The organism is Mycolicibacterium neoaurum (genome assembly GCF_036946495.1).
Lineage (GTDB): Bacteria > Actinomycetota > Actinomycetes > Mycobacteriales > Mycobacteriaceae > Mycobacterium > Mycobacterium neoaurum_B.
Window position 1 is genome coordinate 2992241 of sequence record NZ_JAQIIX010000002.1, and the last position, 24580, is coordinate 3016820.

The following is a 24580-nucleotide window of genomic DNA, read 5'->3' on the forward strand; positions in this document are numbered from 1 at the left end:
CATGCGCGCCCGGCGTGATCTGGACATCGTGCTCTACGGTGCGACGGGTTTCGTCGGTCGACATGTCGCGCGTGCACTCGCCGCCGCCGGCGGCGGTGTGCGCATCGCCCTGGCGGGCAGGTCCGCCGACCGGATGACCGCACTGCGCGATTCGCTCGGTACCGGGGCGCGGGACTGGCCGGTGCTTGTCTCGGATCTCGATGAACCCGGCCCGTTGGCGAACCTGGCAGGGCGGACCCGGGTGCTGGTCAGCACCGTCGGTCCCTATTCGACGGTCGGACTTCCCCTGGTGGCCGCCTGCGCGCACGCCGGCACCGATTATCTGGACCTGGCCGGCGAGATCCCGTTCGTGCGCGCCAGCATCCACCGCTATCACCGCATCGCGGCGTCGACGGGCGCACGCATCGTGCACTCCTGCGGATTCGATTCCATCCCTTCCGATCTCACCGTCTACGCCCTGCACCGCCGTGCCGTCGACGATGGTGCCGGGGCGCTGGGCAGGACCACGTTGGTGTTGCGCGCCTACTCGGGCGGGTGCTCGGGCGGCTCGCTGCGCACGATGGTCGAGCTGATGCGGGCCGCGCACACAGATGCGTCCCTGCGCGCAATGCTCGACGATCCCTACAGCCTGTCGCCGGACCGGGCCGGCGAACCGGATCTCGGTGCGCAACCCGATGTCCCGGTGTTCAGTGGATCCGAGATCGCCCCCGAGCTGGCCGGGCTGTGGACCGGCGGCTACCTGATGGCGTTGTACAACACCAGGTGTGTGCGACGGACCAATGCGCTGCTCGGCTGGCCGTACGGCCGTGGATTGCGCTACACCGAGACGTTGAGTTACGGATCCTCGCCGATGGCGCCGTTCCTCGCGGCGATGAGCGGCCCGACCATCACCGCGGCCGCGCGCCTGGGCGGGGCCTATCTGGCCACGGTGCCCTCGATGGTGGTGGATCGTCTGCTGCCGGATGCGACCACCGGCCACGATCACGGTGACCGCGGCCGGTACGTGGTCGAGACCTACACCAGAACGACGGCCGGACACCGCTACGTGGCGACCATGGCGCAGCGTGGTGATCCCGGATACTCGGCCACGGCGACGCTGATCGCCGTGGCGGCGATGGCCATGGTCACCGACGCCGCGCGGCTGTCCGCGCTGCGCGGCGTCCTGACCCCGGTCGCGGCCATGGGCGACCTACTGCTGGAAAAGCTCCCCGGGCGGGGAGTCACGTTGACAGTGACACCGCTGGATCGCGATCAGGGCAGGTAGAAACCGCGGATCCGATAGAACCTGCTCCGGCCGAGCAGTGCATTCGCCGCTTGAAGTCCCGACATGACGGCGGCCTCGATACAGCCGGCATTGATCCCGCAGTCGGTCCAGTCGCCGGCCAAAACCAGGTTGTCATAACCGCTTTCGTCCGGACGCAGCCGGTGCTTGTCCGAGCCGGGGACCGATTGCACGTACCGGTCCGAGGGGTCGATGTTGACGCTCACGTGCTGGGTTTCCAATGCGGCAGGTCCGTGCAGACCGCCTGTGCCGCAGAGCATCTTCCATGCGAAGCCATCTGCGGTGACGGCACCCGGCAGGTACAGCCCGACGTGGTGGTCCAGATACTCGGTCGCTGTCGTCAGCACCCGGTCCCGGGACCGGCGTCGGTACTCCCGGTCCTCGGTATCCGGTGGCCATGGGGCGTCGAGCACCCCGCAGAAGTAGGCCACCGTCTTCGGATCGTCCTCGGCAGGCCAGTTCTCGGCCCAGAGCGTCTGCGGCATCGACGCCCAGGTGTCGAACGGTGCGACATAGCCGCTGGTGGTCACGCCCGGCCGGAACCAACCAAGACTCGATTCGTCGGGGGAGAGCCAGAGCTGAAAGGCCTGGGTGGCCACCGTCTTCACGTGATGCGTCATATCCCGCCATTCGGGGCGGTCGGCGATGAGTTCGCCGCAGATGATCTCGACCATCCCCGCCGATGCGGCCAGCACCACGTGATCGAAGTCCGTACCGCACCGCAGCGTGCGCTGTTCGGCGTCGCGCCGCGCCGCGAAATGCGACTCCAGCTCGCGCATCGGCTGGCCGGCGTCGACGATCTGCTCGCGCCGCGGCTCGGCGGGGAAAACCGGCAGCCCACCGACCCGAATCAGCGGATCGTAGGGCGTCGCCGGGTCGACGAGGTCGACCTGGCGTCCCATCGAGATGGCCTCCACCCGGGTGCCTGTGGCGTCCAGATGCAACGCATCCACCCGGTGGAAGAACTCGAATCGCACACCACGGGCGCGCAACGCCTGATAGATCGGGGCGATCACCACATCACCCATACCGGCAGTCATCTTCCAGAAGAAGGCACCCTTGTACTGGAACAGTGCGATGCCGGTCAGCAACACCGCCAGACCGGCGGCGAACGACGGTCGGGTGCAGTCGCCTTCCTCATATCCGAAGACCATGTCGTACAGACCCCGCACCAGGGCGAAGTCCAATACGTCGGGGTGGGCGCCGTGGCGGCGCAACCAATCTCGGTATTCCTCGTCGTTGATCGCTCGGAACCCCGCCGGGTCGGTCAGCAGATCATCGGCGATCAACCCACGCGCGGTCGTGGTCAACAGCGATAACAACAGCCAGAACCGGCGGTGTTGCGGGCGGTGCTCGTAGTCGAGCGCGTCGCGGAGCGCCTGCAGCGGCTCGTCGAACGGCCTGCCGACCGGCGCACACCCGGGTCGCTGCACCAGTGCGCTCAGCGCATCGTGGACACTCTCGCCGAGCATCGTCGATATGCGGATGACGCGCGCCGCGCTGTCCTCATCGGTGTCGGGGGCGTCATCGGCGTCGAGTGAGGTGGCGAAATCCGCCAGCAGTTGCAGCGCTCTGTGCAAGAACCCGACGACGGTCAGTTCCCGTCCGTCAGCGTCCGGTTCACCGGGTAGGTCGGCATTTCGGGAGAACCGGCCGGGCCACACCGACCAGCGGCCTGCCCAGTGATCGGCCATGCCCAGTTCGTCGGCTGGGATCAGCGCCTGATCCCAGGTTTGGATCGGGCACTCGGGATCATCCGTAGCACGGTCGATTTCGGCATAGCATTCGCGCAGCAGGGCGAACGCGTTCTCATAGGACCCGAGCCAGATGTGGAGGCCGTGCTCCTCGATGCGGTCATGCACACCGCGGCTGGACGCACCCTTACCGCCGAGCCGCCAACCGCGCTGATAGACGGTGATGGCATCGAAACGATCCTGCCAGCCCGGCGAACTCAATCGCCACGCCGCGCTGAGCCCCGCCATCCCGCCGCCGAGTATCGCGACCTTCCCCCGGCTCGGCATCAGTGCAACAACGCGCGCGCCTCGGCCAGTGCCGGCCAGTCCTGGTCGGCGGGCAGCCTGGCGAGCACCTGCTCCAGATCGGCCCGGCAGCGGTCCCCATGGATCCGGAACCGATCGGCGGCCACCGCAAGCTCGAGCACCACCGCGCCCTGGGTACGCGACAGCTCAAGGGCCTCGTCCAGGTCGGCGTCCCGCTCGACGGCCGAGTCCTGGGTGTGGGCGCGCAGCCGCAAGAGCTCGGCGTCGAAAAGATGCCAGGACGTCTCCGCAGACATCTGCAATGCCATGTCGAGCTGTCGGCGCGCGCCGTGGACGTCACCGGCGCCGAGCAGGGCGGCCGTCAGTCCGGCGTCGTACCAGCACAAGAATGCCTTGAGCTCGAAATCCCGCCAGACCTGGACCAGGGTCGCCAGCGTGGCGGTGCTCTCGCTCAGCGCCGCCAGATCCGGTTGCGGCCCCGCAAGTGCGGCTTTCGCGCCGGCGTTGGCCGCCGCGGTGGCCGAGATCATCACCCACTCGTCAAGGCCGTTCTCGGTGGCGATCTCGGCGATGCGTCCGGCGAGGTCGATCGCCTGCGCGCATTGCCCGGCGTGGGTTCGCACCACGGCCTCCTGCACTCTGCCGTAGCACTCGGTGAACGGACCGTGCGGGAAGATCAATGCCTGACAACGTTTCTCCAGGTCGGCGAACGACTCGATCGCCGATTCGAGATCGCCCTGCAGATAGCGGGTCAGCCCCAGCAGCGCATACATCCCGCCGACCGGGTCGTTGGGTGCATACCAATCGCCGTCGATCTCCGGCGATTCCATCTCTGCGATCGCCGTCGCCGCCGACTCCAACCAACTCCGTGCATCGTTCAGCTCGCCGCGGAACAGCGCCAATGAACCGACCACCGCGTCCATGACCGCCTGGTACCACTGCGGCATATCGGCGATGTTGGTGCGCAGCGCGTCCACCAGCTGGGCGGACCTGCGCAGATCACCACGCGAGGCGAAGAAACTCCACAGGGCGCTGAAGGTCGCGAACATCTCCACGCCCGGGTGGTTGTCGATGATCTGCAGGCAACGTTCGAAATCGGCGGCCGCATCCACACTGGCGTGGCCCGCGGCGGCGAACCCGAGAAAGCCGCGCTCCAGCCGAATCGCCACCTCGCGAGCATCGCGCGCCTGGGTATCGGGCGGCAGCTTGGCGGTACTTTCCAGTGCCCGGCTCAACAGGGACCTGGCCTCGTTCAGCGCGCCGCGTCGCCGCGCGTCGGCCGCAGCCTTCTCATAACTGTCGGCGGCCTCGTCGAACTGCTCACCCTGCTCGTAATGATGTGCCACCAAGGGCCATTCGGGTGTGCCATCGGCCGCCGAGCTGACCAGGGCGGCGCCGATCCGGGTGTGCAGCCGCTTACGGGCGCTCGGCGGCAGTAGCTCGGCGGCCACCTCTCTGAGCAACTCATGCCGAAATCGCCAGCCGCCGTTGCCGAATGGTTTCATGACGCGGGTGCGTGTCAGCTCGTCGAGGATGTCCTCGATCGACCGACGGTCGAGTTCGACGACGGCAGCGAGGAGTCCCTGGTCGACCTGGCTGCCGATCAGTGCGGCGGCCTCGATCACGTGCCATGCGCGCTCGTTGAGTCGTAACCGCGCCACCAGCGCTTCGTAGAGGGTGTCCGGTACGTTTCCGGTCTCCGCCGACTCGGCAGGCGCAGACCGCATCTTCGCCACGACTTCTTCGATGTAGAGCGGCATTCCGTCGCAGCGGTCCACCACCGCTCGGCGGGCGACGTCATCGAGATCGGGATGTAGTGCGGTGACCAACAAGTCGGAGTGATGATCCTCGAACGGGGTGAGCTCGAAAGTGGTGCAGTGGGTCAGCTCCGGGACCTCACGACCGGTGATGACAACCATCAGCCGCTCCGGAGCCTCGCTCAACACTGCCTGCAGGATCTCCACGGTGTCCTCGTCGTACCAGTGCACGTCCTCGAACACCATCATCGCCGGTCCGTCACCCGTCGCCGCGATCAGATATCTGCGGACGGCATCGGCGATCTGGTCGTAGAGGCGTCCCGCGGTCGCACTCGGAGGCTGATAGTCGACCCCTGGCGCGATACCCAGCACGGGCGCCAGTAGGGGTACGGCCTGCTCGGGATCGAGTCCGTGACGGATGACCTCGGAGCGCAACTGGCGAAGGCCCTGGGCCGGATCGGAGTCGCGGGCAATACCGCTGGTCGCCTCCAACAGTCGCCGGATCGGGCGCAGACCGATATCGGAGTGGAAGGACGACCCGTAGATGCCGAGCACCACCGCACCCGATTGGCGCGCCATCGCGATGGCGGCATCGGCCAGCCTGGTCTTGCCGATGCCACCCTCGCCCTTGAAGACCACGCCGGGCACGGTCAGGGTGCCCGCCTGCGCGGCATCCCAGCAACGTCGCAGGTGAGCCACTTCGTCGTCGCGTCCGACCAACGGACCGGAGAGCAACGGTGCCTCGGTGCGTTCGGCCAGCACCCGGAAATGCTCAAGGGGCTTGTCGAAACCCTTCACCGATCGGGGCGGTAGCGGCTCCAGGGTGAAGTCCTCGCGCAGCACCCGGCGCACCGCCTCGGAGATGGCCACGGTTCCCGGATCCGCCAGGTCGCAGACCCGCGAAGCCAGGTTGGCGCCGACCCCGATGACCTCGTCGCGCACCGGGTCGATGGTCACCACCCCGCGGTGGACACCCACCCTGACCTCGATACCGAACCCGAACTTGCGGCGCAATCGTCTGCTGAGGGCAGCCACCTCCGCGGCGATGTCCAGGCCGGCCGATACCGCTCGCTGCGCATCGTTCTCATGCGGTGTGGGATGTCCGAAGGTGATCAACAGTCCGTCGCCCTGGGCCGCCCCGATATGACCCTCATAGGTCGCGACGATCCGATGCACCTCGTCGCGATAGCGGCGGATCACGGTGCTGTACATCTCGGGCTCAAGCCGGGTCGACAGGCCCACGGAGTCCACCACGTCGACGAACAACAGTGTCAGCCGCTGCACGACGGAACCATTGTCCGAGACCGCCATCAGTTCCTCGGCCTCGAGGTTGTCGCGGTCGACCGCGAGGACCTGGCGGGCCAGCGATCTGGCGCTGCCGTGATCCTGGCGATTGATGGCCTCGACGGCGCTGTCGAGCAGTTCCTCGATCGTGGGTCCGACGGTGTATTCGTTCACAGGCCTACTTCGATGGTGACCGGTGGTCGGTCGGCACCGCGCCCGCCGGGCTCACGATGCCGGAATCCGACCGTTCCGAGATAGTTGGCGCCGATGTAATCCGCATCCGTCAGTTTTATCCGGAACGTGGTCTCGCCTGCACGCAGGGTCGCAGGTACGAACTCGATGGCCCGGTCGGGGATGCACTCGTCCTCGCGCCCGACGCGCCGGAAGGGTCCGGCCACGGTGAGTACCCGCTCGTAGGGGGCTGCGGCGATGGTGATCTCCTCCGACAAGGCATGGAACCGTTCGACCGGGCGGCGCCACCACGGACCGGCCAAACCCAGCGCGACACCATTGGCGGCCGTCCGGATCTGCAGGTCGATCAGATCATGGATGATGGTGATCCACGGGTCGATTCCCCACACGCCGCGTTCGTCGGTGCGGGCGGCCTTCTCGACGATGGTGTTCAGCTGGCCCAGGTAATGGTGGGCGGCATTCGTCGCGTGGATGACCGGTGAGTCCTTGTCGGGCATCTACCGGCTCCGGTGGCGGGATCGGTACATGGCATCCAGAAAGGTCAGCGGTGCGGCCGCCATTCGGCTGCCGACCCGGCTCCCGAACTCGGTGACATCGGCGGCGGTGATGCCCCGGTCCCACCACTTGCCTGCGAGTTCGGCGTAGTCACCGGTGACACCGATCATGGTGTCGGTCCAGATCTGCACCGCGGTGGGCACGGCGTGCCGTGGCCGCGTCGCCGGGGTGTCGTCGATGTCCGCGGCTGCCTCATCGTTGTCCGGGTAGTCGAACGGTTCGGCGGTCGGATAGGGCGGATCGGCCCTGCCGAGCAGGAAATCCGACGACGCGGTGCCATAGCCGCAGATACACACCAGGCGTTGTTGGGCGTACGGACTGATGCCCTCGATGTGCACCACCTTGCGGGTGCGAATCCGGACCCCACCACCGTCTGGATCTCCGATGGCGGTCATGTTGATGTAGCCGTGGTCCACCCGCACCCGACCGTCACCGGTGTCGAAGCGCGAGGTGTCCAGGTCGTAATCGAGGCGTGCTGTCGTGGGGCCGGCCGTCGGGTTGAACTTCAGCGGGGTGTTGAGTTCGAATCCCTCGACCAGCGAAACCGTCTCCAGGACCCGCCGCCAACCGTCGTGGGTGTATGTCGGACCGTTGTGCGACATCCTGAGGAAGAACTCCGGATAGTTCTCGTTCCAGTTGTACGGGTTGACGACGCGCTTGAGGTTGTTCAGTGAGACCGAGTCCGAACTGAACTCGGTGTCGACGACGACCGCGTCGAAGCCCCGGTAGTTGACGACCCCGCTTGCGCACAATGGCGTCGTCGCGGTCTGCTCGCCGATAGCGCCCGCCCGCAGTGCCGCGGCTCGCACATCGTCGAACGCGGAGCGCGTGACGAACGATTCCGGCACTGTGCGGGCGAACTGATCGTCGAAGAACGCCTGTGCCTTGTCGCGGCACTGCCCGGGGCTCGACGAACCCGGTCCGGCCGCCGCCAGTGCCTCGATGGTGAGGTCGCGATGCTCGTCGGCGCACAGTGCGGGCAGCGGGTTATCCGGTTGCAGCTGGTTCAGCCGGGCGATCACGGCCAACGCCAACAGCAGCCGGGCCTTCTGCGGCTGGGGTAGCCGGATATCGTCGGCAGCCTGGGCGGCGAGCGCGACCAGAGCCTGCTCGGTGTCTGGTGGTCCACCGGGATCGGTGGGATGCAGGAAATGGTCGACCTCGGAATACCAGTCGGGGTGCGCCGAGTAGCCGGGCAGGAACTCGTCGACGGTCGCCCCGAAGTCGTTTCGATCGAAATCTCTTACCGCCGCCGAAATTCCGCCATACACCGCGAGCAGGTGTCGCACGCCTTGTCTGCTGGACGACATCACCCCTCCTGGCGGTGTTGGCGCAGTTAGCATACCGCTCAGGTGACCCGTCTGCGGGCGGGTTGACGGGAGGAGAGCGTGGGTGGAAAACGGTACTGGCAAGGGCCTTCCCTGGGCGTCGGTCTTCGATTCGGCTGCCAACATGCGGGCGCTGACCGCGATTCAGGCCGAGGGTCTGCGCGCTGCGAGCAAACTCGTCGACCGCTTCATCACGGCGGCCTCCGACAGCGTGAACACCTTTGGCGGGGCCGCCGGTTCGCGTTCGGCGCTCTCGGAGGACCAACGCGCCGACCTTTGGGGAGCCACCGATATCGAACCCTTGCTGGCATCCTGGTGGAAATTGGTCGACCAGTTCGGCCGTGGGTTCGCCGCCGGGAATCGCGAGCCGCGGGGAACCGATGACGGTCAGCCCGTCCTCGACATCACCGCTCGATCGGCCACCGGTCGCATCGCCATGGATTCAGCCCGCGGTGATACCGCCACCGCCGAGATCTGGCTGGACAATCGCGGCGCCGACGACGCCGGCGAGATCCGGTTGCGCATCGGCACCCTGGAATCAGACGGGGGCACTGTTGTCTCCGCCGCCGACGTCGACCTGCGCCCCGCCACGGTGGCGATGCCGGCACGCGCGGGTCGCGGAGTGGTGCTGCAGATCCACGCCCGCGTGCCGGCCGGGGTGTATCGCGGGATCCTCTTCACGCAGGGACATCCCGATCTGTGGTTGCCGATCGAGCTCGCCGTGTCGGATCAGCCGGCATGACGTCCACGGCCGACCGACCCGATCTCATCGAGGATGTCGAGAACCGGCTGCGTCTGGTCGGCCGCGATGTCCGTCGCGCGATGCTCGATGCGATACCCGACGGTGAGCCCGTCCAGTGGCTCTACGCGCCGATGCGGGAGTATCCGATGCGACCGAGTAAGGCGTTGCGTCCGGCATTGTGCCTGTCCAGCGGGCGGTGTTTCGGGGCGGATTCGTCGGCTCTGACCGGTATCGCCGTGGCGATCGAACTGCTGCACAACGCTTTTCTCGTTCACGATGATATCGCCGACGGTAGTGAGATGCGCCGGGGCAGGCCGACGCTGACGGCCTCCTATGGCACGGCGGCGGCGCTCAACGCCGGCGACGCCCTCGCCATCGTGGCCAGTCAGGTGCTGCGGCGCGCGACCCGGCAGCTGGACCGCGGCCTCGCCGAGCAGGTGATGACGGAGTTCGACACCATGGCACTGCGCACCCTGGAGGGTCAGGCCACCGAGCTCGGATGGCAGCTCGACAATGTCGAAAACCTCACGCCGTCGGACTATCTCGACTTGATCATGCACAAGACCTGTTGGTACACCACCATCTACCCATTGCGGGTCGGAGCGTTGGTCGGATCGAACGGCACCGCCGAGCTGGCACCGCTGATCAGGTTCGGGTTCCACTTCGGGGCGGCATTCCAGATCCGCGATGACCTGCTCAACCTGATCGGGGAGGAGGCGACCTACGGCAAGGAGATCCTCGGTGATCTGTACGAGGGAAAGCGGACTTTGACCCTGGTGCACCTGCTGGACGTGGCGCGCGGTCGCGACCGTGCGGTGCTGCGCGATTATCTGCGATGCGACCGGGCGGACCGGGACGAGGCCATGGTGCACAAGGTGCGCTCGTTGATGGACGACTACGGCAGCATCGCGTTCACCCGCGAATACGCCGAAGGCATCCTGGTGGTGGCAGAAGAGTATTTCGAGCAGGCGTTCGCCGATGCCCGTCCGGGGCCGGATCTGGACTTCCTGCGCGCGCTGGTGCCGTATGTATGGGCGCGCTGGCGCTAGAAACTTCTGCGTTCGGCTGATCCGGAGCTGCGTTAGGGTCGAACCGGGGGACAGATGGCGGGGCGTTCGGTTTCACGGTTGGAGGTCAGCGGATACCGCTTCCTCATGCGCAGGATCGAATACGCGTTGGTGTGCCGGGACACCCGGATGCTCGATGATCCGATTCACATCCAACGACTTTCGCTGGCCGCTGGGCTTGCCGTCGCCGCGATCGTGCTGGCGGTGTGTGCCGTGCTGGCGCTGCTGCGACCACACGGGCCGCTGGGTGATGACCCCATCGTGGTGGTCAAGGAGTCCGGCGCCATGTACGTGCGCATCGGCGATACCGTCCATCCCACACCGAATTTGGCGTCCGCTCGACTGATCGCGGGTACCCCCGCCCAACCTCGTATGGTCAGCGCTGCGATGCTCGATGGTGCCGAAATCGGTCCCGCGGTCGGAATTGCGGGCGCCCCGGGCAGCATCGGAGCCGCGCTGGACGCCGAGATGACCGCATGGACCGTCTGCGACGGCGCCTCCGAACGCGCCACCACCCTGTTCATCGGCGCCCCCGTCGCACCGTCGGTCACCCCGCCGGTGCTGGTCACCGCTCGCGGATCGGCGCGCACCTATCTGCTGCACGACGGACGCAAGCGTGCGGTCGACCTCCGAGATCGCTCCGCTGTGGCGGCGATGCGATTGGAAGGCATTGTCCCACTCAGTGTGTCGCGGGTGATGGTCGATATATTGCCCGAGGCGACGGCTCGGGCCATGGTCCCTACGGACGTGCCGGTGGGTGCGGAGTTCGGTGAGGTGCTCTGTGCGCAATGGCGGTGGGCCGGAATCGGGCAGCCACCCGAAACCGTCTTCTACACCGCAACCGCCGCACCCGCGGGTCCGTCGACTGTCGCCCTCGCACAGGCCGATGGTCCGGGTCCGCATATCGACGCTGTGTCGATCCCGCCGGGGCGCAGTGTCTATGTCCGTGCCGCCGGATCGGCCGGCGACGGCTCGACGACGGGACCGCAATACCTGGTCACCGGGACCGGGGTGGCCTTCGGAATACGTGACCGGCAGTCGGCGGCAGCACTCGGGTTATCGCAGGCGCCCGGTGCCGCGCCATGGCCGGTGCTCGCGCTGCTACCGCGCGGACCTGAACTCGCCATCGACAGCGCCGTCCTGATGCGCGATGTCCTCACCCCGCCGTGACCTCACTGGCGGAAGCAGCCCCACGCCAACGGCAAGGACGGCACACAACGCCGCGCCGATCACCGCGAAACGGTTGCCGGGACCGACATGCACCGGCACGGGTGGGTCCACCGGGCGCGCGATGCCGGTCGGCGCCTCGCCGATGCCGTCCAGCGCGGCGAGCACATCGACGACACCGTGCCCGATCAGCGGATCCCAGCCCGCCCCCGGCCGCCGCGTGGTGCTCTCGATCCGGTGCATCACCTGTCTGGCGGTCAACTGCGGGGCCGCCGACCGCAGCAGCGCAACCACGCCCGATACCACCGGAGTGGCGTAGCTTGTTCCGGCAATCGGTTGTGGGCCATCATGTCCCGGCATCGAATCGACGGTCCCGTCGCCGGCCGGGCTCAGCGACACGACCCCCTCGCCGGGGGCGGCGACATCGACCCACGGGCCTGCGAGGGTGAACCGCGACGGGCCGCCCTCGGCATCGACCGAGCCGACGGTGAGCACCAGGTCGTCATACCAGCTCGGGCTGACCACCACATCCACCCGGTCCCAGTCGGGTTCGTGCCGGTGCTCCGGGCCCGGGGTGGGATTCTGCTTGGGGCAGGTGCCGCGGCCACCGACATTGCCTGCCGCCGCGACCACCACCGCGTTGCGCACGTCGACCGCGTAGGCCAGGGCCGCGCCGAGTGCGCGGTCGTCGAGTTCGGGTTCGGCATCCAGGCATGCCACCGAGGCGATGTTGATGACCGTGGCCCCCTGGTCCGCCGCGCTACGCACCGCGGTCGCGAGCGAATCGACATCACCGATACCCTCGCGTGCGGCACCCTCGCTGTCACGAAACATCATCGACGACTGCCGGATAGCCAGGATCGTCGCCTCCGGTGCGATACCGCCGAAACCTGATACCGGGTCGTAGGTCGCGCCGACCAATCCGGCCACGATGGTGCCATGCCCATCGCAATCCTGAGTGCCGTCCCCGGTCGACACGTAGTCACCACCGGGCAGTAGGCGGGGCAGTAGTCGATGCGGGTTCACGCCGGTGTCGATCACGGCGACGACCTGGCCCGCTCCGCGAGTTCGTGCCCAGGCCGCCTGCAGATCGGGCCGCGCAGGACGCACCGGAGGCGGCGTCGCGGGCAGTGCCACGCACGGCTGGGTCTGCTCGGTCCGGCCACGGGGCGCGGCGGGTCCCGGCGCGGGCACGCGGGTCATGTCGATCGCCGGCGGTCCCACTGCGGCGGCCGGTGCGGCGACGGCCACGGGTGTGGTCACCATGACGAGTACTGCGGCGATCCGGCCGACGCATCTCATGGCATGCTCGTCGATCGGACGAGGTCGAATATGCCGCCCACCCAGCAGGCCAGCGGTATGACTGCCGCCGACGCCAGTGACTCGGCGACATCACCAACCCTGGTCAGCGGCGGGTTCCCCGGTGCACCCCGGTACCAGGCGGCCGCGGCGAACGCGGTGACCGTCGACCAACCGGCATGGACCGGAGCGGATATCGCCAACAGCACGAAACCGGCGGCCGCGCAGGTCAATCCGGACCAACCTGCTGCGCGCCGACACCGTGGGTCGGCGTATGTGCGCATTCGCAGCGACAGCACCGCCGCGGTCACCGCGACGAGTGCCACCGTCGCCTGCCATCGTCGCTGTTCCAACGCGGTGCCCGCTGCCAGTGATATCGCCGCCAGGGCGGCGGTCGCCGCGAACCCGGACACCAGACCGGTCAGGCGGTCCCTCGCGCGGTCGGCGTGCCGGCCGGAAAGTGGCCGCCCTGGTCGGATGCCACCGATGAGCAGGGTCAGGCGTCCCGACACGGCCAACCCGCCCAGCGACACCACCGTCAGGGCGGCGCCCAGGGTGGTCAGATCCGCAGGCACCGCCATCGCGGTGGCGCTCACCACCGCGATGGCGGTGGCTGCTGCCGCGACGGCGGTGTACAACCGGGTCCCGTGCGCGCTGACCCGCAGCAGCATCACCGACACGGACGCGCAGACCGCGGACGTCAGCAGCAGATGTCCTGGACCCGGCCGGCCGGGACTGGCGATGAATGCCGCCGCGCCGGCGAACACGATGCACAGCAGCATGGTCCAGACATATCCGGTCCGCATCCCGATGCGCAGTGCACCGACTGCGACCACGGCCGCGAGAATCGCAGTGGCCGGCTGGCTTGCGCCGGTCGCCCCGGACAGGACGAGGATGGCCGCGACCGTCACGCCTGCGATGGAACAAGCGGCCGCCGATTCTGCCGGCTGTGGCGGTTCCAGTCCGGCCTCGGCCAGGGTCGCGCAGGCATCCCCGGGCACAGGTCCCGGCCCGGCGGCCTGTGCCGGTGAGAGCACGATGACATCGCCGTCGTGAACCCCGTTGTCGTGCAGGCTCCTCGACTCGTCGCAGCGGTCGCCGGAGATCCGGTCCAGGCGCCAGGTGGCCTGCGGCGGATCTGTCCCGGCCACCAGCTCGACGATATCGGGGATGAGTAGCCCGAGCCTGGCATGTCTCGGTATCGACAGATCGACGGCGCGCGACGTGTGCGCACACTGAATCGTCACCCGGCACAACGGATCATCCATGACAGTCCCCCCGACTCTCACCGTAATCGGAATGCAGGCCTCGGCTGTGCACCAGAATTCGGTGGAACCGAACACCGCCGGACTGCGTCAGTGGTGGCATGGAGTTCGTCAGGGACCACCGTGCACAGCCACCGCCGGTCTCCTCGGGTGCGGTTCGGGTGCACACGCCCCCGGAGGTGCCCGCAGTTGCACCTGTTAACCCTCTGGTGCGGTTGTTACCCGTCGTGATGCTCGTGGCGGCCGGCGGCATGGTGATTCTCTATCTGTCCGGCGACCGGCTGGCCACCGCGCGCAGCCCCATGTACCTGGTGCTGCCCGTGATGATGCTCGTCTCCGTTCTTGCGACGGCGGCCCACGGTATGCGCGGAGGTACCGCCGAAATCGATGCGGGACGGCGTGATTACCTGCGCTACCTGGACGAGGTGGCCAGGGATGCGGCCATCACCGCCGGCCACCAACGCGCCAACCTGTATTGGACACACCCGGATCCCGCCGCGCTGTGGACCGTCGCCGGTACCGCGCGAATGTGGGAACGTCGTGCGACCGACCCGGATTTCTGTGTGGTCCGGGTCGGTATCGGGCCGGCTGTCCTGGCGACACCGCTGATCGTCGAGGACAGCTCGCCGGTCGGTGAGACCGACCCGGTCACCCAGACCGCCCTTGATGCGCTGCTGACATCGCACGCCATCGTGCCGGGACTGCCCATGGTCACCGAGCTGTCCGGTCACCTCGGTATCTGCGGTGTCCCGGAGGTCGCCCGCGATCTGTTGCGGGCCATCGTCTGTCAACTCGCGGTATGGCACAGTCCGGCCGATATCCGGATCGTGGCGCGGGCCGGCGACGGCGACCGGTGCTGGGATTGGCTCAAATGGTTGCCGCACCACGCGACTGCGTCGAACACGGCGCGTACGGTGCTGATCGTCGACGACGGTGAATCTGTGCCGGTGGGGGCGGCCGACATCGTGTTGGAAGTGGGAGGTCGGGGCGAGCGGCTGATCGAAACTGGTCCTGGGTCCGACGCATTGTCCACGGAGCTGGCGCAGCTGTGCGCGCGCAGGCTGGCACGGTGGCGACCCGGTGCGGTGTCTTCCGGTGCGGCGGTGCGCGGCTGGGCAGAGTCGGTGGGAACGGACTGCTCGCCGGATCGGATCCGGTTACGTGTGCCGATCGGAACCGGTGACGGGCCTGGAAACCGCGGTACGCCGGTGTATCTGGACATCAAGGAGGCGGCCGAGGGTGGGATGGGCCCGCACGGCCTGTGTGTCGGCGCCACCGGGTCGGGCAAGTCCGAGTTCCTGCGGACCCTCATCCTGGGGTTGGCCGCGACGCACACCTCTGACGAATTGAACTTGGCATTGATCGACTTCAAGGGCGGGGCGACGTTTCTCGGATTCGAGCGGTTGGCTCATGTCGCCGCGGTGATCACCAACCTCGCCGAGGAGTCGCATCTGGTCAGTCGGATGCATGCCGCACTCACCGGAGAGATGCAGCGCCGACAGCAGCTGCTGCGCACGAGCGGTACCGGCAGCATCGCCGAGTACCGCCGGGCGCGCGAGGCCGGCCGCGAACTGGCCGTGTTGCCGGTGCTGTTCCTGGTGATCGACGAGTTCTCCGAGCTGCTCACCCAGCATCCCGAGTTCGCCGAGGTGTTCCTTGCCGTCGGCAGGCTCGGCCGTTCGCTGGGTGTACACCTGCTGCTGGCAAGTCAGCGCCTCGATGAGGGCAGGCTGCGCGGTCTTGAGACTCACCTTTCCTATCGGGTATGTCTGAAGACGTTCTCGACCAGCGATTCTCGGGCGGTCATCGGAGTTCCCGACGCCTACGGGTTGCCGGCCGAGCCGGGATCTGCCTACCTGAAGACCGTCGATGGCGAACTGGTGCGACTGCGCACCACCTATGTCTCCGGGCCGACGCGGCAGATTGCCGAGGAGCCGCTCGGCGTGTCGTTGTTCACCTCGGACCGTCCACCGGCCCCGCCGCCGGCCGGCAAGCCGCGGCAGGCGCCCACCGTGCTCGAAACGGTACTCGATCGACTGGCCGGTCATGGACGCCCCGCGCACCGAATCTGGCTGCCGCCGTTGCCCGCTCCGCCGACACTGACCGAACTGCTGGCCGATGACGAGTGGCCGACCCTGACGGCACCGATCGGTCTGGTGGACAACGCGTTCGAACAACGTCGGGATCTGCTCACGCTCGATCTGACCGGCGCCGGTGGGCATGTGGCGGTGGTGGGGGCGACCCGGTCGGGTAAATCCACCGCATTGTGCACCCTGCTGCTGGCTCTCGCGCTGCGGCACGGCCCAGGTGACATCCAGTTCTACTGCCTGGATTTCGGTGGGGGCGCCCTGGCGGCGTTGCATCAGCTCCCTCATGTCGGGGTGCTGGCCGGACGGGATGAGCCAGAGCTCGTCGCTCGCACCATCTCGACGGTCCAGACGCTGATCCGGCGCCGGGCTGCCCAGCCTGCACGATCCGACGGTTATGGCGAGGTCTTCCTTGTCGTCGACGGCTGGGCGGCGCTGCGCCAGGACGGGGGAGCAGCCCAGGACGCGGTCACCGATATCGCGGCACATGGGCTGGCTCACGGTGTGCACGTCGTGATCTCGGCGGCGCGGTGGGCCGAGCTGCGACCGGCGCTGAAGGATCAGCTCGGGAGTCGGGTAGAACTGCGTCTCGGCGAGCCGGGGGAGTCCGAGATCGATCGGACGGCTGCCCGGAAACTGGCGGGCAGCCCGCCGGGAACCGCGCTCACCCCCGACGGGAATCTGGCCGCATTGGCCCTGCCGTACCTGGACGCCGTCGACGTCGCCGGCTCCGTGCGGGCCGTCTTGGCTAGGCACCCCGGCCCCGCGGCGCCCCCGGTGCGGTTGCTCCCGGCGCGCCTGGACCGGGAACGGCTGCCCCGGTCGGTGCGCCCGCGGACGCATGTCGTGATCGGTGTCGGTGAGTCCGAACTCGGGGCGGCGACAGTCGATTTCACCGATCCGGCGCATCTGATGGTGCTCGGTGACAGCGGTTGTGGGAAGACTGCGCTGCTGCGGACCCTCTGCACGCAGTTGACGAAGGCGTGTGAGCCCGGCGAGGTGCAGCTCTATCTCGCCGACGTCCGGCGAACCCTGCTCGGTGTCGTCGATGGCGCTCATCTGGGTGGATACGCCATCTCTGCGGCCATTTTCGGCGACCAGCTGCGCGGGCTGGTCGACATGCTGCGCGAACGGCTGCCCGGGGCCTCGGTCTCCCAGCAGGAGCTGCGGGACCGGTCCTGGTGGTCTGGACCGGAGGTCTACGTCATCGTCGACGACCACGATCTGCTGGCCACCGGCACCGACCCGTTGAACCAGCTGCTGGAATTCCTGCCCTACGCCAGGGATATCGGGCTGCACCTGGTCATCGCGCGCCGCGCCGGGGGAGCGGCGCGCGCACTCTACGATCCGGTGCCCGCGATGATGCGCGAGCTCGGTAGCACGGGGTTGGTGATGAGCACCGCCACCGAGGAGGGCCCGTTGCTCGGCACCATCCGGCCCGTGGTGCTGCCGCCGGGGCGGGCGACGCTGGTGCTGCGCGGGACCGCCGTCGAACGCGTCCAGATCGCCTGGACCGATCCGCCGTGACGGTCCTGGTGGTCGGCCCGGCCACGGTGCACGGATCGGTGCGGGGTACCGCGCCCGTGCCCAGCGATCTGGCGGCGGCGGCGTGTGCAGCGATCGATGATCGGTACGCCATCGTCGATGACAGGCCCGTGGATGTCGACGACCTGTGGCGCACCGTCCTGCGCGCCGACGCCGAACGGTCGGGTCCGGTACTGCTGATCTGCCCAGGCTGGTGGCATCCGCGGCGAGTCGACCGGATCCGTCGCGCCGCCGGTGGTGAACCCCTTGTCCGGCAACGCCATACCGCGCATCGCCGGTCGGCGGATGTCATCGTCGAGATTACCGAGGAGTTCGTCCTGGTCCGGGCCGGCGACCGGGTGTTGGCCTCGGTGCCACGGGTCGGAGACGCCGTCGCCCGAGAGGTCGCGGCGCACATCACGGTGGGTGGGACCGTTCTGATCGACGCACCGGTCGGGGTGTCCGCTGCCCGAGGACTGGCCGAGACCATCGCCGGCGTTGTCGTCGCCGGTGGCCGCGATGCCGTCATCGTCGATGACCACGTGTTGGTGCGGGACACCGTCGGCGTTGCTCGGCCCCGCCGGGTGCGCATGTCACCGGCCCTGGCCGGTGCGGTGGCGGTCGCGGTGTGCGGGATGTGGTTGATCTGGCAGGTGGATCGCCCGCCTCCAGCGCGCGACGAGCTGGTGGTCGAGGGCCGGGTCGCCTTGCTGCTGCCCGCGGCGTGGGAGCGCCGGCGCCTCGTCGACGGCCCTGGTTCTCCACGCTTGCAGTCGATCTCGGCCGAGCATCCGGACGCGGCCATCCTGCTGACCCAGTCACCGGCCGGCCCGGACCCGGCCGGCGTGCTGGCGGCGGCTCTGGCGGTCCAACCCGCGGGGGTGTTCACCGACTTTCGGCAGCAGGACCGGCGTGCGGGACGCGATGTCATCAGCTACACCGAAAATCGGCCCGGCCGGACGATCGAGTGGGTGGTGTTCGCCGACGGCCCGGTGCGGATCGCCATCGGTTGTCAACACCCCGGGCCGATCCGCAGCCAGTGCGATCTGGCGATCCGCTCGGCGCACGCGGTGCCGACTGACCGAAATCCGAAAGAGAGTGGAACCGGATGACCGTCGGCTGCGTCCAAGACAGATAGAGACCGTCTGACACCTGACGGCACTTACCGAGGAGGACAATCGAATGGCCGCTCTCACCACCGACCTGGATCTCATGCACGCGGTCTCAGGTCAGATCGACGCCCGCAACGATGAGATCCGGGCGATGCTCGGCTCGTTCATCGGACGGATGTGCAGCGTGCCGGCCTCGGTGTGGGGCGGTGCGGCGGCGGTGCGCTTCCGCGAGGTGGTGGACCGCTGGAATTCCGAATCGGTCGCACTACATGCCGCCCTGGGACGGATCGCCGAGACCATCCGCCTCAACGAACAGACCCTGCGGGAAGCGGCCGAGAGCCACTCGCATCAGCTCGCCGCCGTCGCCGACCAGCTGTGAAGGACACGCCATGGACATGATGCTGACCTATAACTTCGACGAGATCGAGCACACCGTGCGGCGGGAGATCCACACCGTCTCGGCCCGGTTCAATGCCGCGCTGGAGGAGCTGCGCGCGCAGATCGCCCCGCTTCAGCACACCTGGACCGCCCAGGCCGCCGAGGCCTACCGGGCCGAGCAGCTGCGGTGGAACCAGTCCGCGGCCGCGCTCAACGACATCCTGCTCCGGCTCGGCAACGCGGTCCGCGACGGCGCCGACGAGGTCTCGGCCACCGACCGGCGGGCCGCCGGCGCCTGGGGCTGACCGGGCCGGCCCGGACACGATTGCGACGCCCGGAGTCGACGAACACCGCTGCACTGTGACGCGGTCCACTATCCTGGCTTCAGAGTGCGGTGCGTCCGGCGATCGGCGCACCGCGGGGAGTGTGAGCATGGTGGTAGCGAAGACGTCCGGCAGCCGAGTGCAGCCGGCGAAGGTGCGTGCCGTCCACGACCTTTTCGTCGCAGGTCAGGTCGACGCGGCCTATCTCGACTCGGCTCCGCTGCGCCGGATCGTCGCCGAGAGCTGGCAGCGCAGTCTGGCGACCGGGGTGGACCCGGACACCGGCGGGCGGGCCACCGAGGCGGCCAAGGCCCTCGATGATCTGCGCAGATCCCATCCGTTGGCACCGACCCTGCCGCTGATACGGCGTCTGCTGGTCGAGGATGCCGTCGACGCCGGTGTCGTGGTGGCCATCACCGCCGCCGACGGCACCCTGCTGTGGGTCGAGGGTGACCGCCGGGCCATCCGCAAGGCCGAGGCGATGAACTTCGTGCCGGGCACCGACTGGAGCGAACACGCCGCCGGGACGAATGCGCCGGGAACCGCCCTTGCGCTGGACCGCGAACTACAGATCTGCGGCACCGAGCACTTCTCCCGGATCGTCCATCCGTGGAGCTGTACCGCCGTACCGGTCCATGATCCGCGCAGCGGTGCGCTGCTCGGAGCGATCGACCTGACCGGCGATCTGTCGGTCGCCACACCGCAGACGCTGGCGCTGGTCCGGGCCACGGCGGTGGCCGTCGAGAACCAGCTCGCACTGCTGCGGCTCGCCGGTCCCGACGACGGCGCCCGGGAGGGCTTGATGTTGTCGGTGCTCGGTGCCGACCGACCGCGCTGGCAGGCCGGTTCCGCCGGCCCCGTCGTGCTCACCGGTCGCCATGCCGACATCCTGGTGCTGCTGATCCGTCATCCGGAGGGATTGAGCGCCGATCACCTGGCGATGCTGCTCGATGACAAGGATCTCGACGTCGTCACCATCCGTGCCGAGATGTCGCGGCTGCGTCGGGTCATCGGCGGTGACCACATCGCCTCGCGCCCGTATCGACTGGTCGGACCGGTGGCCAGTGATATGGGTGATGTGCTCGATGCGCTGCAGGCCGGGGATGTCGCCGGGGCGCTGTCGGCATATGCCGGTTCGCTGTTGCCGCAGTCGGTGTCACCGGCCATCGCGCGGTTGCGCACCGAATTGACCACCAGCCTGCGCGGTGCGGTGCTGGCCGAATCCGCGCGCGGCAACCTCGCGTTGTTGCGGCATTGGCTCGGCCTTCCGGACGGTCGCGATGACCGACGGGGCTGGCAGTTGCTCGCCGAGCACGGCGCCGTCGACCCCGTGGAACGGGCTCGCGCCCGGGCACATCTGATCGGACTCGACGCCGAACTCGGCTGAGTGGAACTGCGTGGCCAATTGCAACCGTCATGCAACGTTGCAACCCCTAGGTTGAGTGACGACCGACACACTTGAAGTGTCCCAACGCAGGAGAAAGCCATGACTGTTTACGCACGTCCGGGCGCAGAGGGCGCCCTGATGTCGTTCGACGCGCGCTACGACAACTACATCGGCGGCCAGTGGGTGGCCCCGAACGCGGGCCGCTACTTCGAGAACCGCACTCCCGTCACTGGTGAGGTGTTCTGCGAGGTGGCCCGCTCCGACGAGTCCGATATTGAGAAGGCACTCGACGCCGCGCACGCCGCCGCGCCGGCCTGGGGTAAGAGCACCGCCGCCGAGCGCGCGGTCATCCTCAACAAGATCGCCGACCGGATCGAGGAGAACCTCGAATCGATCGCGCTGGCCGAATCGTGGGACAACGGCAAGCCGATCCGCGAGACGCTCAACGCCGATATCCCACTGGCCGTCGACCACTTCCGCTACTACGCCGGTGCCATCCGGGCGCAGGAAGGCTCGCTGTCGGAGATCGACAACGACACGGTGGCCTACCACTTCCACGAGCCGCTCGGCGTGGTCGGACAGATCATCCCCTGGAACTTCCCCATCCTGATGGCGGTCTGGAAGCTGGCACCGGCGCTGGCCGCGGGCAACGCGATCGTGCTCAAGCCCGCCGAGCAGACCCCGGTCTCGGTGCTCTACCTGATCTCGATCATCGGTGACCTGCTGCCCGCCGGTGTGCTCAACGTGGTCAACGGTTTCGGTGTCGAGGCGGGCAAACCGCTGGCCTCGTCCAACCGGATCGCCAAGATCGCCTTCACCGGTGAGACCACCACCGGCCGGCTGATCATGCAGTACGCCAGCCAGAACCTGATCCCGGTCACCCTGGAGCTGGGCGGCAAGAGCCCCAACATCTTCTTCAACGATGTGCTGGCCGCCAACGACGACTACCAGGACAAGGCGCTGGAGGGCTTCACGATGTTCGCCCTCAACCAGGGCGAGGTGTGCACCTGCCCGTCGCGCAGCCTGGTGCAGGCCGACATCTTCGACGAGTTCCTGGCGATGGCCGCGATCCGCACCAAGGCGGTGCGCCAGGGCGACCCGCTGGACACCGAGACGATGATCGGCGCGCAGGCCTCCAACGACCAGCTGGAGAAGATCCTGTCCTACATCGAAATCGGCAAGAGCGAAGGCGCACAGGTGATCACCGGTGGTGAGCGGGCCGATCTCGGCGGTGATCTCAACGGCGGTTACTACGTCGCCCCGACGATTTTTACCGGTCACAACAAGATGCGGATCTTCCAGGAGGAGATCTTCGGACCGGTTGTTGCGGTGACCTCGTTCAAGGATTACGACGATGCCATCGATCTGGCCAATGACACCCTCTACGGCCTCGGCGCCGGTGTGTGGAGCCGCGACGGGAACACCGCCTACCGCGCCGGCCGCGATATCAAGGCGGGCCGGGTGTGGACCAACTGCTATCACCAGTACCCGGCGCACGCGGCGTTCGGCGGTTACAAGCAGTCCGGCATCGGACGTGAGAATCACCTGATGATGCTCGATCATTACCAGCAGACCAAGAACCTGCTGGTGTCTTACAGCAGCAAGGCGCAGGGCTTCTTCTAAACTGCACCCACGATCTCCGCGGGCGTGAGCTTGGGTTCGAAACTCCCCCCGATCTCCGGCTCAAGCTCACGTCCGCGGCTGCACCACCTTCAACTGCAAAAGAACCCATCTCGGCGTCAGGAGCAGCGTTGCCCAAATTCGTCGCGGCCATCGACCAAGGCACCACCAGCACCCGTGCGATGATCTTCGATCACGACGGAGCAGAGGTGGGACGCCACCAACTCGAGCACGAACAAATCATGCCGCAGGCGGGCTGGGTCGAGCACAACCCGGTGGAGATCTGGGAGCGCACCGCGTCGGTGCTGACCTCGGCGCTCAACAAGACCAATCTGCAAGCCGAAGATGTTGCAGCACTGGGTATCACGAACCAACGTGAAACCACGCTGGTGTGGAACCGCCACACCGGGCGTCCGTACTACAACGCCATCGTCTGGCAGGACACCCGCACCGACCGCATCGCCACCGCACTCGACCGCGACGGCCGCGGCGACGTGATCCGGCAGAAGGCCGGTCTGCCGCCGGCGACCTACTTCTCCGGTGGCAAGATCCAGTGGATCCTCGACAACGTCGAAGGGGTACGCGAGGCCGCCGAGAACGGCGATGCGATCTTCGGCAACAGCGACAGCTGGGTGGTGTGGAACCTGACCGGTGGCCCGCGCGGCGGTGTGCACGTCACCGATGTCACCAATGCCAGCCGCACCATGCTGATGAACCTGGAGACCCTGGACTGGGACGACGAACTGTTGTCGTTCTTCGGGATTCCGCGCCAGATGCTCCCGCAGATCCGGCCGTCCTCCTCGCCGGAACCGTACGGGATGACGCTGGCCACCGGTCCGATGGGCGGCGAGGTACCGGTCACCGGCATCCTCGGCGATCAACAGGCGGCGATGGTGGGTCAGGTGTGTCTCAAGGCCGGCGAGGCCAAGAACACCTACGGCACCGGTAACTTCCTGCTGCTCAATACCGGTGAGAAGATCGTCCGTTCCGAGAACGGGCTGCTGACCACGGTCTGTTACCAGTTCGGCGACGCGAAACCGGTTTACGCACTGGAAGGTTCGATCGCGGTGACCGGTTCGGCCGTGCAGTGGTTGCGCGACCAACTCGGCATCATCAGCGGTGCCGCACAGAGCGAGTCACTGGCCCGGCAGGTCGAGGACAACGGTGGGGTCTACTTCGTTCCGGCATTCTCCGGCCTATTCGCCCCGTACTGGCGTTCGGACGCGCGCGGCGCGGTGGTGGGACTCAGCCGTTTCAACACCAACGCCCACCTGGCCAGGGCCACCCTGGAGGCGATCTGTTACCAGAGTCGCGATGTGATCGACGCGATGGAAGCCGATTCCGGTGTACACCTCGATATCTTGAAGGTCGACGGCGGTATTACCGCGAATTCGCTCTGCATGCAGATCCAGGCCGATGTCCTCGGTGTCGACGTGGTCAAGCCGGTGGTCGCCGAGACCACTGCGCTGGGTGCCGCGTATGCGGCAGGGTTGGCGGTCGGGTTCTGGGACAACCCTGATGACCTGCGCGCCAACTGGCAGGAGGGCCAGCGCTGGAGTCCGCAATGGTCCGAGCAGCAGCGCAATGACGGATACGCGGGCTGGCAGAAGGCCGTCAAGCGCACCCTCGACTGGGTCGACGTCTCCTAGCCTGCCGCACCGGCGGTCACGCGAAAACATTTCAGCCCTGCGGATCGGCGATCCGCAGGGCTGAAATATGTTGCGGCTCAGAGCGCGGCGACGCCGGCCTCGGCCACCGTGACGTCCTGTTCGACACTGCCGGCACTCACTCCGATCGCGCCGACGACCACGTCGTCGGCGACCAGCGGGATGCCGCCGCCGAAGATCACCAGGCCGCCGCTGGTCTGCTCAAGGCCGTAGAGTTCGGCGCCGGGCTGGGCGAGTGGCATCAGGGCGCTGGTCGGAGCGTTCATCAGGATCGACGTCCGTGCCTTGCGGGTGGAGATGTCGATGCTCGCCTTGATGGCGCCGTCCATCCTGGCGAACGCGATCAGATGCCCGCCGTCGTCGACGACGGCGATGTTCATCGGTTGGCCGATCTCGTCGGCTTTGGCGATGGCGGCCGACAGGACCGCCTGCGCTTTCTGTAGAGGTAGCGAGGTCATCTAGGGCCTTTCGGAAACGGTTCGGCTGCAGGCAAATCGGGCAACATCAGGCAGAACTGATGGCACTGCCGATTCTAGAGCGCGCC

Annotated in this window: 18 protein-coding genes; 11 read left to right on the plus strand and 7 right to left on the minus strand. The window is 67.7% G+C overall.

The annotated features are described in order from the left end of the window. Position 1: 1 nt before the first annotated feature. Positions 2 to 1264, plus strand: a complete 1263-nt coding sequence (locus PGN27_RS19830) for a saccharopine dehydrogenase family protein (RefSeq protein ID WP_335327639.1) — start codon at positions 2 to 4, stop codon at positions 1262 to 1264. On the opposite strand, the gene PGN27_RS19835 is transcribed toward PGN27_RS19830, so the two are convergent. The 4 genes from PGN27_RS19835 to PGN27_RS19850 are packed head-to-tail and all read right to left on the minus strand — an operon-like array spanning position 1252 to position 8380. Continuing rightward, positions 1252 to 3303 (minus strand): FAD-dependent oxidoreductase, encoded by a 2052-nt coding sequence (locus PGN27_RS19835; RefSeq protein WP_335327640.1) that lies wholly within the window; start codon positions 3301 to 3303, stop codon positions 1252 to 1254. The two genes, PGN27_RS19830 and PGN27_RS19835, sit on opposite strands and share 13 nt — an antisense overlap. Further along, positions 3303 to 6497 carry an ATP-binding protein gene (locus tag PGN27_RS19840; RefSeq protein WP_335327641.1) on the minus strand — a complete coding sequence of 1065 codons (3195 nt, stop codon included), beginning with the start codon at positions 6495 to 6497 and terminating at the stop codon, positions 3303 to 3305. The genes PGN27_RS19835 and PGN27_RS19840 overlap by 1 nt, the downstream gene beginning before the upstream one ends. Then, positions 6494 to 7012: a hypothetical protein gene (locus PGN27_RS19845; protein WP_335327642.1), complete on the minus strand. Its 519-nt coding sequence runs from the start codon at positions 7010 to 7012 to the stop codon at positions 6494 to 6496. The genes PGN27_RS19840 and PGN27_RS19845 overlap by 4 nt, the downstream gene beginning before the upstream one ends. Continuing rightward, a complete protein-coding gene (locus PGN27_RS19850; RefSeq protein WP_335327643.1) occupies positions 7013 to 8380 on the minus strand; it encodes a hypothetical protein in 1368 nt (455 codons plus the stop codon). An 82-nt stretch (positions 8381 to 8462) separates the two neighbouring features. Here PGN27_RS19850 and PGN27_RS19855 point away from each other — a divergent pair, with 82 nt between their 5' ends. Genes PGN27_RS19855 through eccB form a run of 3 tightly spaced genes read left to right on the plus strand, consistent with a single transcriptional unit; the run spans position 8463 to position 11377 of the window. Next, positions 8463 to 9140: a hypothetical protein gene (locus tag PGN27_RS19855; protein ID WP_335327644.1), complete on the plus strand. Its 678-nt coding sequence runs from the start codon at positions 8463 to 8465 to the stop codon at positions 9138 to 9140. Continuing rightward, positions 9137 to 10189, plus strand: a complete 1053-nt coding sequence (locus tag PGN27_RS19860; protein ID WP_335327645.1) for a polyprenyl synthetase family protein — start codon at positions 9137 to 9139, stop codon at positions 10187 to 10189. The genes PGN27_RS19855 and PGN27_RS19860 overlap by 4 nt, the downstream gene beginning before the upstream one ends. A 54-nt stretch (positions 10190 to 10243) precedes the next feature. Next, positions 10244 to 11377, plus strand: coding sequence for a type VII secretion protein EccB (gene eccB / locus PGN27_RS19865; protein WP_335327646.1), 1134 nt, complete (start codon positions 10244 to 10246; stop codon positions 11375 to 11377). Here the strand turns inward: eccB and mycP are convergent. Together mycP and eccD are read right to left on the minus strand one after the other, a co-directional pair. Continuing rightward, positions 11309 to 12676: a type VII secretion-associated serine protease mycosin gene (mycP, locus tag PGN27_RS19870; protein WP_335327647.1), complete on the minus strand. Its 1368-nt coding sequence runs from the start codon at positions 12674 to 12676 to the stop codon at positions 11309 to 11311. The genes eccB and mycP overlap by 69 nt on opposite strands. Further along, positions 12673 to 13920 (minus strand): type VII secretion integral membrane protein EccD, encoded by a 1248-nt coding sequence (gene eccD / locus PGN27_RS19875; protein ID WP_335327648.1) that lies wholly within the window; start codon positions 13918 to 13920, stop codon positions 12673 to 12675. Before eccD ends, mycP begins: the two co-directional genes overlap by 4 nt. Positions 13921 to 14168: 248 nt before the next feature. Here eccD and eccCb point away from each other — a divergent pair, with 248 nt between their 5' ends. The 7 genes from eccCb to glpK all read left to right on the plus strand — a co-directional run bounded on the left by eccCb (position 14169) and on the right by glpK (position 24018). Then, positions 14169 to 17552 (plus strand): type VII secretion protein EccCb, encoded by a 3384-nt coding sequence (gene eccCb / locus PGN27_RS19880; protein ID WP_335328793.1) that lies wholly within the window; start codon positions 14169 to 14171, stop codon positions 17550 to 17552. Beyond that, positions 17549 to 18661: a type VII secretion-associated protein gene (locus PGN27_RS19885; protein ID WP_335327649.1), complete on the plus strand. Its 1113-nt coding sequence runs from the start codon at positions 17549 to 17551 to the stop codon at positions 18659 to 18661. Before eccCb ends, PGN27_RS19885 begins: the two co-directional genes overlap by 4 nt. A 70-nt stretch (positions 18662 to 18731) precedes the next feature. Further along, positions 18732 to 19040 carry a WXG100 family type VII secretion target gene (locus tag PGN27_RS19890; RefSeq protein ID WP_335327650.1) on the plus strand — a complete coding sequence of 103 codons (309 nt, stop codon included), beginning with the start codon at positions 18732 to 18734 and terminating at the stop codon, positions 19038 to 19040. A 10-nt stretch (positions 19041 to 19050) separates the two neighbouring features. Beyond that, the gene (locus PGN27_RS19895; RefSeq protein ID WP_335327651.1) at positions 19051 to 19344 is read left to right on the plus strand and encodes a WXG100 family type VII secretion target; all 294 of its coding nucleotides are present in this window, start codon (positions 19051 to 19053) and stop codon (positions 19342 to 19344) included. A 127-nt stretch (positions 19345 to 19471) separates the two neighbouring features. Next, the gene (locus PGN27_RS19900; RefSeq protein ID WP_335327652.1) at positions 19472 to 20749 is read left to right on the plus strand and encodes a helix-turn-helix domain-containing protein; all 1278 of its coding nucleotides are present in this window, start codon (positions 19472 to 19474) and stop codon (positions 20747 to 20749) included. A 99-nt stretch (positions 20750 to 20848) separates the two neighbouring features. Further along, on the plus strand, positions 20849 to 22372 hold the full coding sequence (gene exaC, locus PGN27_RS19905; protein WP_335327653.1) for an acetaldehyde dehydrogenase ExaC: 1524 nt from the start codon (positions 20849 to 20851) through the stop codon (positions 22370 to 22372). 128 nt (positions 22373 to 22500) lie between these two features. Beyond that, positions 22501 to 24018 (plus strand): glycerol kinase GlpK, encoded by a 1518-nt coding sequence (gene glpK / locus PGN27_RS19910; RefSeq protein WP_335327654.1) that lies wholly within the window; start codon positions 22501 to 22503, stop codon positions 24016 to 24018. 77 nt (positions 24019 to 24095) lie between these two features. On the opposite strand, the gene PGN27_RS19915 is transcribed toward glpK, so the two are convergent. Continuing rightward, positions 24096 to 24494: a GlcG/HbpS family heme-binding protein gene (locus PGN27_RS19915; protein WP_335327655.1), complete on the minus strand. Its 399-nt coding sequence runs from the start codon at positions 24492 to 24494 to the stop codon at positions 24096 to 24098. Between the last annotated feature and the right edge of the window lie 86 nt (positions 24495 to 24580).

Bases quoted from the DNA above. Each gene is read 5' to 3' on its own strand.
- PGN27_RS19830 (WP_335327639.1), top strand. From the start codon at position 2: ATGCGCGCCCGGCGTGATCTGGACATCGTGCTCTACGGTGCGACGGGT.
- PGN27_RS19835 (WP_335327640.1), bottom strand. From the start codon at position 3,303: ATGCCGAGCCGGGGGAAGGTCGCGATACTCGGCGGCGGGATGGCGGGG.
- PGN27_RS19845 (WP_335327642.1), bottom strand. From the start codon at position 7,012: ATGCCCGACAAGGACTCACCGGTCATCCACGCGACGAATGCCGCCCAC.
- PGN27_RS19850 (WP_335327643.1), bottom strand. From the start codon at position 8,380: ATGTCGTCCAGCAGACAAGGCGTGCGACACCTGCTCGCGGTGTATGGC.
- PGN27_RS19860 (WP_335327645.1), top strand. From the start codon at position 9,137: ATGACGTCCACGGCCGACCGACCCGATCTCATCGAGGATGTCGAGAAC.
- eccB (WP_335327646.1), top strand. From the start codon at position 10,244: ATGGCGGGGCGTTCGGTTTCACGGTTGGAGGTCAGCGGATACCGCTTC.
- mycP (WP_335327647.1), bottom strand. From the start codon at position 12,676: ATGAGATGCGTCGGCCGGATCGCCGCAGTACTCGTCATGGTGACCACA.
- eccCb (WP_335328793.1), top strand. From the start codon at position 14,169: ATGCTCGTGGCGGCCGGCGGCATGGTGATTCTCTATCTGTCCGGCGAC.
- PGN27_RS19890 (WP_335327650.1), top strand. From the start codon at position 18,732: ATGGCCGCTCTCACCACCGACCTGGATCTCATGCACGCGGTCTCAGGT.
- PGN27_RS19895 (WP_335327651.1), top strand. From the start codon at position 19,051: ATGGACATGATGCTGACCTATAACTTCGACGAGATCGAGCACACCGTG.
- PGN27_RS19900 (WP_335327652.1), top strand. From the start codon at position 19,472: ATGGTGGTAGCGAAGACGTCCGGCAGCCGAGTGCAGCCGGCGAAGGTG.
- exaC (WP_335327653.1), top strand. From the start codon at position 20,849: ATGACTGTTTACGCACGTCCGGGCGCAGAGGGCGCCCTGATGTCGTTC.
- PGN27_RS19915 (WP_335327655.1), bottom strand. From the start codon at position 24,494: ATGACCTCGCTACCTCTACAGAAAGCGCAGGCGGTCCTGTCGGCCGCC.